The sequence below is a fragment of the Micromonospora sp. NPDC047740 genome, from assembly GCF_043204735.1.
Taxonomy (GTDB): domain Bacteria; phylum Actinomycetota; class Actinomycetes; order Mycobacteriales; family Micromonosporaceae; genus Micromonospora.
On record NZ_JBIDCT010000018.1, the window covers coordinates 140,998 to 154,619 of the forward strand.

The following is a 13,622-nucleotide window of genomic DNA, read 5'->3' on the forward strand; positions in this document are numbered from 1 at the left end:
ACGAAGGAGAGACCCGTGACCGTTTCCCTGCCCGCGCCAGCGGTCACCGAGCTGTCCTGGCGGATGCCGGAGGTGTTCATGCTCCGCACCGCCGGCCTGCCGCTGGAGGTCGCCGACCGGCTCGCCTTCGACCGCAGCGCCGCCTGGGCCCGCCGCGTCCTGGACCTGGAGGACCGGCTGCGGGCGACCGGGCCGCCGCTGGCCGACGCGCTGCAGGAGGCGGTGGCCCGCAACCTGGACGACGACCAGCTGCGGCGGCGGCTGATCCGGCTGCGCCGGGACGTCTGGAACCTCCGCCGGCCCGCTCCCGCCGACCCCGGGGCCTGGCCGGCCGGTCCGCTCGGCGGGGACACGCACCGGATGCTGGTCGGCTGGCTGGAGACCTTCGCCGCGTACCGGCGGGAGTTGGCCGACGGCGCGGCGCTGCTGGACGGTGAGCTGGCGGAACGCCGGGCCGTGCTGCACGAGCTGGCCGAGGATCCCGACCTGCGCGGCGGCATCCTGCTCGCGTCCCCCTCGCTGGACCAGTACCTGCCCGCGTACCTCGCCGGACCGGGCCGGCTCGGCAAGCGGGCCCGGCGGGTGGAACGGTCGCTGCTGGAGTACGCGCTGCGCACCACCGCCAAGACCAGCCCGTTCAGCCGGCTGACCACGGTCAACGTCGGCACCTTCGGCTCGGGCGCCGGCGCGCTGCTCGACGCCGTGCCGATGATCGAGCGGAGCGAGGAGACGAAGCGGGGCGTGGCCCGGCTGAACCTGGCCGCGCTGGGCCGGTTGTCGGCCATCGTGCTCGCCGACGAGGGGCTGCGAGCGGACCTGCCGGTCGCCCTCACCACCGGCTGGCGCATCGAGCGTGGCCGGCTGCGTTACCTGCGCCGGCGGCGGACCAGTTCGGAGGACGGCGAGGCCGCGATCACCCTGGAGTCGATCCACGAGTCGCTGTTCGTGCTGCCCACCGGCCGGGTGCTGCACGACATCCTGGCCGCGCTCGACGGCGGCCGGGCCCGGCGGATGGCCGACCTGGTCGCCGAACTGGCCACCGCCGACCGCCCCGCCGCGGAGATCGCGCAGTACCTGCACCACCTGCTGCGGGTGGGCCTGCTGGTGGTGCCGAACCTGCACCTGGACATCCACGCCGACGACCCGGTCGAGGGCTACCGGCGGGCACTGCGGGAGATCGGCCGCGACTGGGCGGACCGGCTCGCCGAGCGGGTCGGCACCGTCAACCGGCTCGCCGCCGGCTATCCCGACCAGGACGTGGCCGGCCGCCGCCGGGTGCTCGCCGACATCCGGCGGGAGCTGGTCGCGGCCCACGCGGATCTCGGCCGCGCCGACGTCCCGGCCCCCCGGACCCTGGTGTACGAGGATGCGACCCTGCGCACCCGGGTGCCGGTCACGGCCGACCGGGGCCGCTGGGAGCGGGACGTCCTGCCCGGCCTGCGGGCGCTGGCCCGGATCATGCCGGTGTTCGACATCAACCTGCCGCGTCGGCTGGCCACGAAGGGCTTCTTCCGGGCCCGCTACGGGGCCGGTGGCCGCTGCGACGACCTGCTCACCTTCGCCCACGAGTTCCAGCAGGACTTCTTCGAGCACTACTCCGGCCGGATGATGCGCCGCCGGGCGTTCGACGCCGACAACGCGTACGTGCGGCAGGAGAACTGGTTCCGGCAGGAGGAGATCACCGCGCTGGACGACGCCCGGATCGAGGTGGCCCGGCGGGTGAACGAGGCGTACGACCGGTTGCCGGCCGGCGCCGAGGAGCTGCGGCTGGACGACGACTTCATGGCGGACGTCGCCGCCATGGTGCCGGAGACGCTCGGCACGCTCGACCCCCGGTCGTTCTTCCTCCAGCTCGCCGACCAGGGCGACCGGCACCGGGTGGTGGTCAACCGGATCTACTCCGGCATGACGCTGCTGTTCTCCCGGTTCGCCCACCTCTTCGCCGACCAGGACCTCGCCGGCACGCTCCGCGCCGAGCTGGCCCGGCTGCAGCCGCCGGGCGCGGTGCTCGCCGAGCTGAAGGGCGGGTACGACGCCACCAACCTGAACCTGCACCCGGCGGTCACCCCGTACGAGCTGGTCTGCCCCGGGGAGATCAGCTTCCGGCCGGCCGGCGAGCAGATCCACATGGACGACCTCAGCGTCGAACACGACCCGGTCGCCGACCGGCTGCTGCTGCGCTCGCGCCGGCTCGACGCCGAGGTCATCCCGGTCTACCTGGGCTTCCTGCTGCCGATGGCGCTGCCCGAGGTGCAGCAGGTGCTGCTCACCTTCGCCTACCTGGGCATGGCCCAGCCGGACCTGTGGGCCGGCACCACCGTGCCGCTGCCCGGTCGCGGCATCGCCGGGTACCCGCGCATCGTGCACGGCGACCTGGTGCTGCAACGGCGGATGTGGAAGCTGCACCCGGACCACCTGCCGCCGGCGCGTACCCCGGAGCAGAGCGACGCCGACTGGTTCCTGCGCTGGCAGCGGTGGCGGCGCGACAACGGCCTGCCCCGGCGGGTCTTCGCCACGCCGGAGGGCACCCGGCTCACCCCGGCCGCCGGTGACGACGGCCAGCCCGGGGCGCAGCCGGGCGGCCGGCCGGACCACAAGCCGCTCTACGTCGACTTCGACAGCCACTTCTGCCTGCAGTTGCTGGAGGCGACCGGACGGGGGGCGGGCAGCCGCCTGGTGCTCACCGAGATGTTGCCGGACCGCGACGAGCAGGTGCTCCGCGGCCCCGGTGGCAGCCACGTCACCGAACTGACGGTGGAACTCAACGGCGTCCGCGCCGGAAAGGTGGACCGATGACCCACTTCCCCTCCCCGGTGGAGCACGGCTGGCTCAGCGTCCACGTCTTCTACGCCAGCAACGCCAACCCGATGCTCGTCGAGGGCGTCCGCCCGCTGGTGGACGAGCTACGGGCCGAGGGGCTGATCAGCCGGTACTTCTTCATCAAGTACTGGATGGAGGGGCCGCACGTGCGGCTGCGGGTGCTGCCGGCGCCGGGCGTCGACCCGGCGGTGGTCCGGGCGCGGGTGGACGAGGCGATCGAGGCGTTCCTACGCCGCCGTCCCGCCCTCTACGAGGTGGACAGCGAGGGGCTTGGCGACCTGTACAAGCAGATGTTCCTCGCCGAGTACGGCCGGCAACGGTGGGACGAGGAGTACGGGCCGGACGGCGTGATGCCGATGCGGGCGAACAACAGCTACCACCACATCGCGTACGAGCGGGAGTACGGCCGCTACGGCGGACCGGCCGGGATCGAACTCGCCGAGTGGCACTTCGAACACTCCAGCGACGTGGTGCTGGACCTGCTGGCCACCACCAACGTGCACGTCCGTCCGGTGCTGCTCGGGCTCTCCGCCCAGCTGAGCATGATGATGTGCGCGGTGTTCCTCGCCGACGACCGGCGCATCGCCGACTTCCTCGACGAGTACCGCCGGTTCTGGGAGGTCTCCTACTCCGAGCCGAGCGACGAGTACCACGCCAGCTTCGACACCAGCTACCAGCGGATGGACGTCGCGTTGCGCGGGCGCCTGGCGCAGATCCGCGCGGCCGCCCGGGACGGGGCCGACGTCCGGCCCGGGGGTGTGGAGGGCCGCTGGTCGGCGCACTGCCGGCAGCTGCGGGACCGGGTCGTCGCCGCCGTCGAACAGGGTGACCTGGTGTTCCAGCGCGGCGGCGGCGAACCCACCCCGGTCCGCGACCTCGACGTCGCGCTGCCCATCCTGCTCAGCTCGTACCTGCACATGACGAACAACCGGCTCGGCGTGAGCATCCTCGACGAGATCTACCTGTCGTACGTGATGCGGACCGCGCTCCTCGACGACGTCGCTCCGGCCGGTCCGCGATGACCACGGTGGACGCGACCTGGACCCGGCCCCGGCTGCGGGCCGGGATCGTGCTCGGCCCGGGCCAGTGGCGGGGGGAGAAGCTCGTCCACCACGTCAAGGACCCGGAGACCGGCTGGTACTACCGGGTCGGGCCGCGCGAGCACTTCCTGCTGTCCCGGATGGACGGCACCCGGACGCTCGACGACCTGGCCACCGAGTACGCCGCCGCGTTCCGGCGGCGGCTCGGGCCGGAGAACTGGCAGCAGCTCTTCGGCATGCTGCACAAGCGGCAACTGCTCGACGGCGCCACCGATCCGGAGGCCGTCGCCCGGCTCACCGCGGCGGCCGCCGAGGGCGCGGCCAAGACCCGGCGCGGCCCGCTGTCGGCCCGTTGGCCGCTGTACGACCCGGACCGGTTCTTCGACCGGCTGCTGCCCCGGCTGGCACCGCTGTTCACCTGGTGGTTCGTGCTGCCGGCGCTGCTGGTCGTGCTGGCGGTCGCCGGGTACGTGGCGCTGCACCTGCCGGTGCTGCTCGACGTGGTCGCCCGGGGCGACCGCCCGCTCCCCGCGATCCTGGCCGCCGTGGTGATCACCTGGGTGATCGTCTTCCTGCACGAGTGCGCCCACGGGCTGACCTGCCGGCACTTCGGCGGGCGCGGCACCGAGATCGGCGTGATGTGGCGCTTCCCGCTGCTGGCCCCGTACTGCAAGGTCGACGACATCGTGCTGTTCACCCCGCGCCGGCGGGTGGCGACCGCGTTCGCCGGCGTGTTCGTCAGCATGCTGGCGCTGGTGCCGTTCGCCGCCATCCGGCTCTGGGGTACGCCCGGGGCACTCTACGACCTGGCCGGCACGATGCTGCTCTTCGGCACCGCGACCGCCGCCCTCAACCTGGTGCCCTTTCTCCGGCTCGACGGCTACTACATGCTCAGCCACGCGCTGAACCTCGGCGACCTGCGGACCGACAGCTACCGGTTCTACGGCCGGCTGCTGCGCCAGGGCCCGAGCGCGGTCCGTGGCTACCGGCCCCGGGACCGGGTGGCGTACGCCCTCTACGGTCTCGCCTCCCTGGCGTTCGCGGTGACGGTGCTGACGTTGCTGGTGCGCTACTGGTACGTCTCGCTGGCCGGCTGGGTGGGCCCCGGGTGGGCTGTCGCCATCCTGGTCACGGAGGCGGTGCTGCTGATGGCCCTGGCCGCCCGCCTCGCCCGCCGGCGCACCCGGAATCCCTCGACCTGACGCTCGCTGCGCGACGGCGTGGAATACTGCCCGAAAGGGGAAAAGTAGGGCAGATCTGTATGGTCGTGCGGGGTGGGGCGGCTGAGCTGCCGGGGAGCCGCCAGCCCCCGCAGCGGGCGGGCTTCGTCGAACTGCTCTTCGACGTGGTGCTGGTCTTCGCCCTCACCCGCCTCTCCGACCGCCTGGTCCACCAGCTCGACTGGCACGGCTTCTACTCGGCGCTGGTGCTCACCCTGGCCATCTGGTGGCTCTGGTACCGGATGGCCTGGACGGCCAACCGGTACGACCCCACCCGTCCGATGATCCAGGTCATGGTCATCGTGACCATGCTCGGCGCCCTGTTGATGGGCGCCGCGTTGCCGGCGGCGTTCGAGGCTTACGGGGCCGTCTTCGCGGGGGTCTACGTCGCCGTCGAGGTGTTTCGGCATCTCTGGCTCGTGCTGTTCGGCGGGGACGGCTACGCGCGGGGGGTCAGCATCCGGATCCTCTTCTGGGCGTGCATCTCGGCGGTCCCGTGGCTCGCCGGGATCTTCGCCCACGGCGACGTCCGGCTGGTCCTGTGGACCGTGGCGGTCCTCATCGACTACGTCGGCGGGCTGCTCGACTTCCCGACCCCCTGGCTCGGCCGCGCGGGACTGCGCGGTCAGCCGATCGCCGAGGAGCACCTGACGGAGCGCTACCGGCAGGTGCTCATCATCGCCTTCGGGGAAACCATCCTGACCTCCGGCATCCAGATCAGCCCGTACGGCTTCCAGCGCGAGCGGACGGCCGCGCTGCTGGTGGCGTTCGTGATCACCGTGCTGCTCTGGCAGATCTACTACTACCGGGCAGGCGAGTTGCTCCCTGCCGCCCTCGCGTCGTCCCGGGCCCCGGCCTATGTCGGTGAGCTCGCGTCGTACGCGCACCTGATCATGGTGGTCGGCGTCGCGGTCAGCGCCGTGGGGGACCGGCTGATCATCGCGGAACCCTTCGGCGAGACCAAGCCGTCGCGGTTCCTGGTCATCCTCGGCGGCCCGGCGCTGTTCCTGGTCGGCCGGTCGATGCTCGACTACGCCGCCTTCAGTCGCGTCTCCTGGTCGCGGCTGATCGGGCTCGCGCTGCTCGCGGTCCTAGTCCCGGTGGCGCACGCGATGCCACCCCTGCTGGTGGCCCTGGCCGCGGCCCTGGTGCTGGTCGGCGTCGCCACCGCCAACGTGATCTCCTGGCGGCTGTACCCGAGGGAGGCGGCGCCCCCCGACGTGCCGCCGCGGGCCTGACGGCAGGTTCATGCAGTCGTCTGTATGAACTTGCAGCGCAGCGCCGATCCTGCTAGCCTGCTATGCATAGTCATGCGGAGGTGAGTATGGGTATCCGGGTCGCGGTCGCCGGGGCGAGTGGGTACGCCGGTGGTGAGCTGCTGCGTCTGCTCGCCGGGCACCCTGAGCTCGACCTCGTCGCGGCCACCGCCCACTCGCAGGCCGGCCGGCCCGTCGCCGCCATACACCCGCAGCTCGCCGGGCTGGACCTGGTGTTCGGGGCGACCGAGCCGGCCACCCTGGCCGACGCGGACCTGGTCTTCCTGGCCCTGCCGCACGGCCAGTCGGCGGCCCTCGCCGCGGCGCTCCCCGCCACCGTCAAGGTGGTCGACCTCGGCGCTGACCACCGGCTGCGTGACGCGGACGCCTGGTCCCGCTACTACGGCGGCCCGCACGCCGGGGCCTGGACCTACGGGCTGCCGGAGCTGCCCGGCCAGCGGGCCGTGATCGCCGCGGCGACCCGGGTGGCCAGCACCGGCTGCTACGCGGTGGCCACCACCCTCGCCCTCGCCCCGCTGATCGCCGCCGGCGCGGTCCACCCCGCCGACGTGGTGGTGGTCGCCGCCTCCGGCACCTCCGGCGCCGGCCGGGCCGCCAAGGCCCACCTGCTCGGCAGCGAGGTGATGGGCGACCTGTCGCCCTACAAGGTCGGCGCCCACCAGCACGTGCCGGAGATCAAGCAGGCCACCGGGGCGACCGGCCTCTCCTTTACCCCGGTGCTCGCCCCCATGCCCCGGGGCATCCTCGCCACGGTCACCGCCGTCCCCACCGGCGACGCCGACCCGCGCGCGGTGCTGGCGCGGGCGTACGCGGGCGCGCCCTTCGTGCACGTGCTGCCCGAGGGGGCGTGGCCGCACACCGCCGCCACCGCCGGCTCGAACTCGTGCCACCTCCAGGCCACCGTCGATGTCGACTCCGGCCGGGTGATCGTGGTCAGCGCCATCGACAACCTGGGCAAGGGCGCGGCCGGCCAGGCCGTGCAGAACGCCAACCTGATGCTCGGCCTCCCCGAGACCACCGGACTCCCCGTCTTCGGAGTAGCCCCATGAGCGAGCGTAGCGAGCGAATCAGCACGCACAGCCCGGCGCGGCGTCATGCCGCGCCTGCGCGGAGCGGAGGCGCGGCATGACCGTCACCACCCCCCGGGGCTTTCGGGCCGCCGGTGTCGCCGCCGGCCTCAAGGCCAGCGGCGCCGGCGACGTCGCCCTGGTCCTCAACGACGGCCCCGACGCCGGGGTGGCCGCCGTCTTCACCGCCAACCGGGTCAAGGCCGCCCCCGTGCTCTGGACCCAGCAGGTCGTCCGGGGCGGCGTGGTCCGCGCCGTGGTCCTCAACTCCGGCGGGGCGAACGCCTGCACCGGCCCGGCCGGCTTCCAGGACACCCACGCCACCGCCGAGCACACCGCCACCGTGCTCACCGCCAGCAGCCCCCGGCTGATGCTCGGCGCCGGTGAGGTCGCCGTCTGCTCGACCGGCCTGATCGGTGAGCGGCTCCCGATGGACAAACTCCTGCCCGGCGTCCGCGCCGCGGTCCGCGGGCTGTCCCGCGAGGGCGGCCAGCCGGCCGCCGAGGCGATCATGACGACCGACACCCGGCCCAAGACCACCGTGGCCGGCGGCAGCGGCTGGACCGTCGGCGGCATGGCAAAGGGCGCCGGCATGCTCGCCCCGGCGATGGCCACCATGCTCTGCGTGCTCACCACCGACGCGGTGGCCGGGCCGGAGACCCTCGACGCCGCGCTGCGGGCCGCCACCCGGGTCACCTTCGACCGGATCGACTCGGACGGCTGCATGAGCACCAACGACACGGTGCTGCTGCTGGCCAGCGGTGCGTCCGGGATCGCGCCCACCGAGGCGGAGCTGACCGCCGCGGTCACCGCCGCCTGCCACGACCTGGCCCAGCAGCTCATCGCCGACGCCGAGGGCGCCACCAAGCAGATCGCCATCGACGTGGTCGGCGCCGCCACCGAGGAGGACGCGGTCGAGGTCGGCCGCTCGGTGGCCCGGAACAACCTGGTCAAGACCGCGCTGTTCGGCAACGACCCGAACTGGGGCCGGATCCTCGCCGCGGTCGGCACCACCGCCGCCGTCTTCGAGCCGGACGGGGTGGACGTCGCGGTCAACGGGGTGTGGGTGTGCCGGAGCGGTGCGGCCGCCGAGGATCGCGCCAAGGTGGACCTCACCGGCCGGGACGTCACCATCCGGATCGACCTGCACGCGGGCGAGGCCGCCGCGACGATCTGGACCAACGACCTGTCGCACGCGTACGTGCACGAGAACTCGGCGTACTCGACGTGAGCGCGAGGAACGCAGCGGAGCGGAGTCCCGCAGTCGCGAACGAAAGGCCGGCGCAGTGAGCCTCACCGCGGACCTCACCCGGGCCCAGGGCAAGGCCGAGACGCTGATCGAGGCCCTGCCCTGGCTGGCCCGCTTCTCCGGTGCCACCGTCGTGGTCAAGTACGGCGGCAACGCCATGGTCGACCCCGAGTTGCAGCGTGCCTTCGCCGCCGACATGGTCTTCCTCCGGTACGCCGGCCTCAAGCCGGTCGTCGTGCACGGCGGCGGGCCGCAGATCTCCGCCATGCTCGGCCGGCTCGGCATCGCCAGCGAGTTCAAGGGCGGCCTGCGGGTCACCACCCCCGAGGCGATGGACGTCGTGCGGATGGTCCTCGTGGGGCAGGTCGGCCGGGAGCTGGTCGGCCTGATCAACGCGCACGGCCCGTTCGCGGTCGGCCTCTCCGGCGAGGACGCCGGGCTGTTCACCGCGGTGCGCCGCCCGGCGTACGTGGACGGGGAGCCGGTCGACGTCGGCCAGGTCGGCGACGTGGAGTCGGTGGACGTGTCGGCGGTCGCCGACCTCATCGCCGCCGGCCGGATCCCGGTGATCTCCACGGTCGCGCCGGACGCCGACGGTGTGCTGCACAACCTCAACGCCGACACCGCCGCTGCCGCGCTGGCGGTCGCCCTGGACGCCCGCAAGCTGGTGGTCCTCACCGACGTCGCCGGCCTCTACGCCGACTGGCCGGACACGTCCAGCCTGGTCAGCGAGATCAGCACCGACGAGCTGGCGAAGCTGCTGCCGTCCCTGGAATCGGGAATGGTCCCGAAGATGGAGGCCTGCCTGCGGGCGGTGGGCGGCGGAGTGCCCGCCGCGCACGTCGTCGACGGCCGGGTCGCCCACTCCACGCTGCTCGAGGTCTTCACCTCAGAAGGTTTCGGCACGATGGTCGTGAGCGCGAGGAGTGAGCTTGCGAGCCCCGCAGTCGCGAACGAAAGGGGAGCCCGGTGAGCGCGAGGAGCGAGCCCGCGAGCCCCGCAGTCGCGAACAAGGAAGGCAAGGTCGGATGAGCACGCTGGTGGAGCGCTGGGGCGCGGCCATGATGGACAACTACGGCACCCCGCCGCTCGCGCTCGTCTCCGGCTCCGGCGCGGTCGTGGTCGACGAAGCCGGCCGGGAGTACGTCGACCTGCTCGGCGGCATCGCGGTCAACGCCCTCGGCCACGCCCACCCGGCAGTGGTGGCCGCCGTGTCCAAGCAGGTCGCCACCCTCGGGCACGTCTCCAACCTGTTCGTCGCCGAGCCGCCGGTCGCCCTCGCCGAGCTGCTGCTGGCCCTCGCCGGCCGGCCCGGGCGGGTGTTCTTCGCCAACTCCGGCGCCGAGGCGAACGAGGCCGCGTTCAAGCTCTCCCGGCTCACCGGGCGCAGCCACGTGGTCGCCACCCAGGGCGGCTTCCACGGCCGGACCATGGGCGCCCTGGCGCTCACCGGCCAGCCGGCCAAGGCCGACCCCTTCCGCCCGCTTCCCGGTGACGTCACCCACGTGCCGTACGGCGACGCCGCGGCCCTGGCGGCCGCCGTCACCGACGCCACCGCCATGGTGATCATCGAGCCGATCCAGGGCGAGAACGGCGTCGTCGTCCCGCCGCCCGGCTACCTGGCCGAGGCGCGGCGGATCACCGCCGCCCACGGCGCCCTGCTGGTGCTCGACGAGGTGCAGACCGGCGTCGGCCGCACCGGGCACTGGTTCGCCCACCAGGCCGAGGGCGTCGAGCCGGACCTGGTCACGCTCGCCAAGGGACTCGGCGGGGGCCTGCCCATCGGCGCCTGCCTGGCCTTCGGCCGGGCCGCCGAGCTGCTCGGCCCCGGCTCCCACGGCACCACCTTCGGCGGCAACCCGGTCAGCTGCGCGGCCGCCCTCGCGGTGATCTCGACGATCGCCAGCGAGGGGCTGCTCGACCACGTCAAGCGGATCGGGGAGCGGCTACGGCGGGGGATCGAGGCGCTCGGCCACCCGCTCGTCGCCGAGGTACGCGGCGCCGGCCTGCTGCTCGGCGTCGTGCTCGACCAGCCGGTGGCCGGCGCGGTGGCGACCGCGCTGCGCGACGCCGGCTTCCTGGTCAACCCGGTGCAGCCCGGCGTGGTCCGGCTCGCCCCGCCGCTGATCCTCAGCGCCGCACAGGTCGACGCCTTCCTCGCCGCCCTCCCGGCCGCGCTCGACGCCGCCGCGCCCGCCCCGGCGATCCCCGCCGAGGGTGCCCCGACCACGACGGAGGTCCCCGCATGATCCGGCACTTCCTGCGGGACGACGACCTCTCGCCCGCCGAGCAGTTGGCCGTGCTCGACCTCGCGGCCCGGATGAAGGCGGACCGCTTCGGCCACCAGCCCCTCGCCGGGCCGCGGTCGGTGGCGGTGCTCTTCGACAAGCAGAGCCTGCGCACCCGGTTCTCGTTCGACGTGGGCATCGCCGAGCTGGGCGGGCACCCGCTCGTGGTGGACACCCAGGTCACCCACTTCGGGCGGGGCGAGACCCTGGCCGACGCCGGTCGGGTGCTCTCCCGCTACGTGGCCGCGATCGTGCTGCGGACCCACGGCGACGACCGGATCGCCGAGGTCGCCGCGCACGCCACCGTGCCGGTGGTCAACGCGCTCACCGACGCGTACCACCCCTGCCAGCTCCTCGCCGACCTGCTCACCGTCCGCGAGCGGTTCGGCGCCACCGCCGGACGGACCCTCGCGTACGTCGGGGACGCGGCGAACAACATGGCGCATTCCTATCTGCTGGCCGGGGCGACCGCCGGGATGCACGTCCGGATCGCCGGGCCGGCCGGGTTCCAGCCCGACCCGGAGGTGGTCGCCCGGGCCGAGAAGATCGCCGCCGGCACCGGCGGATCGGTCCGCGTGCTCACCGACCCGGTCGAGGCGGTCCGCGCCGCCGACGTGATCGCCACCGACACCTGGACCTCCATGGGTCAGGAGTCCGACGGCCTCGACCGGACCACCCCGTTCCTGCCGTACCAGGTCAACGACGCGCTGCTCGGCCACGCCGCGGCCGACGTCATCGTGCTGCACTGCCTGCCCGCCCACCGGGGCGAGGAGATCACCGACGAGGTGCTCGACGGGCCGCGCAGCGCCGTCTTCGACCAGGCGGAGAATCGCCTGCACGCCCAGAAGGCGCTGCTGACGTTTCTCCTGGAGGCATCAACCCCATGACCGCCCCGCTGACCCGCGCCGCCCGGCACGCCCGCATCGTCGAGCTGATCCGCGACCGGGCCATCCACTCGCAGACCGAGCTGGCCGACCTGCTCGCCGGCGACGGCATCCAGGTCACCCAGGCCACCCTCTCCCGGGACCTCAAGGAGTTGGGGGCGGTCACCGCGCGCGGCGGCGACGGGCGGGGCGTCTACCTGATCCCGGAGGACGGCCACCGGCCGCTGCGCGAGGCCGAGGCCGCCCCGGCCCGGCTCGTCCGGCTGCTGCGCGAGCTGCTCAACGGGGTCGACTCCAGCGGCAACATCGCCGTGCTGCGCACCCCGCCGGGCGCAGCCCACTATCTGGCCAGCGCGTTGGACCGAGCGGGCCTGCCCGAGGTCGTCGGCACCATCGCCGGCGACGACACCATCCTCGTCGTGGCCCGCGAGGCCGTCGGCGGCGCCGCGTTGGGCGACAAGCTCGCCGCGTGGGCCCGCCGGGAAGAGAACGTTGAAGGGAGCACCACACCATGACCGAGCGGGTCGTCCTGGCGTACTCCGGGGGTCTCGACACCTCCGTCGCCATCCCGTACCTGGCCGAGCAGACCGGCGCCGAGGTGATCGCGGTAGCGGTCGACGTCGGCCAGGGCGGCGAGGACATGAACGTCATCCGGCAGCGGGCGCTGGACTGCGGCGCCGCCGAGTCCGAGGTGGTCGACGCGCGCGACGAGTTCGCCGCCGAGTACTGCCTGCCGGCGATTCGCGCCAACGCCCTCTACATGGACCGCTACCCGCTGGTCTCCGCGCTGTCCCGGCCGCTGATCGTCAAGCACCTGGTGGCCGCGGCGAAGAAGCACGGCGGCACCATCGTGTCGCACGGCTGCACCGGCAAGGGCAACGACCAGGTCCGCTTCGAGGTCGGCCTCGGTGCGCTCGCCCCCGACCTGAAGATCATCGCCCCGGCCCGGGACTTCGCCTGGACCCGGGACAAGGCGATCGCCTTCGCCGAGGAGAAGGGGCTGCCGATCGACGTGTCGGCCAAGTCGCCGTACTCCATCGACCAGAACCTGTGGGGCCGCGCGGTCGAGACCGGCTTCCTGGAGGACATCTGGAACGGCCCGATCGAGGACCTCTACTCCTACACCTCCGACCCCAGCGAGCCGCGGGACGCCGACGAGGTCGTCATCACCTTCGACGCCGGCGTGCCGGTCGCCATCGACGGCGAGACCGTCACCCCGTACCAGGCGATCCTGGAGCTCAACCGGCGGGCCGGCGCCCAGGGCATCGGCCGGCTCGACATGGTCGAGGACCGGCTGGTCGGCATCAAGAGCCGCGAGGTGTACGAGGCGCCCGGCGCGATCGCCCTGATCACCGCCCACCAGGAGCTGGAGAACGTCACCGTCGAGCGGGACCTGGCCCGGTTCAAGCGCGGCGTCGACCAGCGCTGGGGCGAGCTGGTCTACGACGGCCTCTGGTTCTCGCCGCTGAAGAACGCCCTCGACGCGTTCATCGACGACGCCCAGCAGCACGTCTCCGGCGAGGTGCGGCTCACCCTGCACGGCGGCCGGGCCACCGTCACCGGCCGGCGCTCCGAGGCCAGCCTGTACGACTTCGGCATGGCCACCTACGACACCGGCGACACCTTCGACCAGTCCCTCGCGAAGGGCTTCGTGCAGCTGTGGGGCCTGCCCAGCCGGATGGCCGCCGCGCGGGACGCCCGGCTGGGTGGCGCCTGATCGTGAGCGCGACCGCGAGGAGTGAACGAGCGCAGCGAGTGAGCCCCGCAGTCGGGAGCG

11 protein-coding genes are annotated in these 13,622 nt (G+C 73.4%); all 11 read left to right on the top strand.

Translation table 11 applies throughout. The features are described 5' to 3' along the window. The first annotated feature begins 15 nt into the window (after nucleotides 1–15). Nucleotides 16–2,796 carry a lantibiotic dehydratase gene (locus tag ACGF4F_RS28935; protein WP_357442725.1) on the top strand — a complete coding sequence of 927 codons (2,781 nt, stop codon included), beginning with the start codon at nucleotides 16–18 and terminating at the stop codon, nucleotides 2,794–2,796. Further along, on the top strand, nucleotides 2,793–3,842 hold the full coding sequence (locus ACGF4F_RS28940) for a thiopeptide-type bacteriocin biosynthesis protein (RefSeq protein ID WP_357442727.1): 1,050 nt from the start codon (nucleotides 2,793–2,795) through the stop codon (nucleotides 3,840–3,842). Before ACGF4F_RS28935 ends, ACGF4F_RS28940 begins: the two co-directional genes overlap by 4 nt. Beyond that, nucleotides 3,839–5,062 (top strand): M50 family metallopeptidase, encoded by a 1,224-nt coding sequence (locus ACGF4F_RS28945; protein WP_357442729.1) that lies wholly within the window; start codon nucleotides 3,839–3,841, stop codon nucleotides 5,060–5,062. Before ACGF4F_RS28940 ends, ACGF4F_RS28945 begins: the two co-directional genes overlap by 4 nt. A gap of 59 nt (nucleotides 5,063–5,121) precedes the next feature. Next, a complete protein-coding gene (locus ACGF4F_RS28950) occupies nucleotides 5,122–6,318 on the top strand; it encodes a low temperature requirement protein A (protein WP_357442731.1) in 1,197 nt (398 codons plus the stop codon). A gap of 86 nt (nucleotides 6,319–6,404) precedes the next feature. Further along, entirely contained in the window at nucleotides 6,405–7,406 is a 1,002-nt protein-coding gene (gene argC / locus ACGF4F_RS28955; RefSeq protein ID WP_357442791.1) for an N-acetyl-gamma-glutamyl-phosphate reductase, read from the top strand. Between the two features lie 76 nt (nucleotides 7,407–7,482). Next, a complete protein-coding gene (gene argJ / locus ACGF4F_RS28960; protein ID WP_357442733.1) occupies nucleotides 7,483–8,655 on the top strand; it encodes a bifunctional glutamate N-acetyltransferase/amino-acid acetyltransferase ArgJ in 1,173 nt (390 codons plus the stop codon). A 55-nt stretch (nucleotides 8,656–8,710) separates the two neighbouring features. Next, nucleotides 8,711–9,646: an acetylglutamate kinase gene (gene argB / locus ACGF4F_RS28965; protein ID WP_357442735.1), complete on the top strand. Its 936-nt coding sequence runs from the start codon at nucleotides 8,711–8,713 to the stop codon at nucleotides 9,644–9,646. Between the two features lie 55 nt (nucleotides 9,647–9,701). After that, complete coding sequence (locus ACGF4F_RS28970) at nucleotides 9,702–10,922, top strand: acetylornithine transaminase (protein WP_357442737.1); 1,221 nt, start codon at nucleotides 9,702–9,704, stop codon at nucleotides 10,920–10,922. Continuing rightward, complete coding sequence (argF, locus tag ACGF4F_RS28975; RefSeq protein ID WP_357442739.1) at nucleotides 10,919–11,848, top strand: ornithine carbamoyltransferase; 930 nt, start codon at nucleotides 10,919–10,921, stop codon at nucleotides 11,846–11,848. Before ACGF4F_RS28970 ends, argF begins: the two co-directional genes overlap by 4 nt. Beyond that, nucleotides 11,845–12,360 (top strand): arginine repressor, encoded by a 516-nt coding sequence (locus tag ACGF4F_RS28980; protein ID WP_073835312.1) that lies wholly within the window; start codon nucleotides 11,845–11,847, stop codon nucleotides 12,358–12,360. The genes argF and ACGF4F_RS28980 overlap by 4 nt, the downstream gene beginning before the upstream one ends. Further along, nucleotides 12,357–13,562 carry an argininosuccinate synthase gene (locus tag ACGF4F_RS28985; protein WP_357442741.1) on the top strand — a complete coding sequence of 402 codons (1,206 nt, stop codon included), beginning with the start codon at nucleotides 12,357–12,359 and terminating at the stop codon, nucleotides 13,560–13,562. Before ACGF4F_RS28980 ends, ACGF4F_RS28985 begins: the two co-directional genes overlap by 4 nt. Nucleotides 13,563–13,622 lie beyond the last annotated feature (60 nt).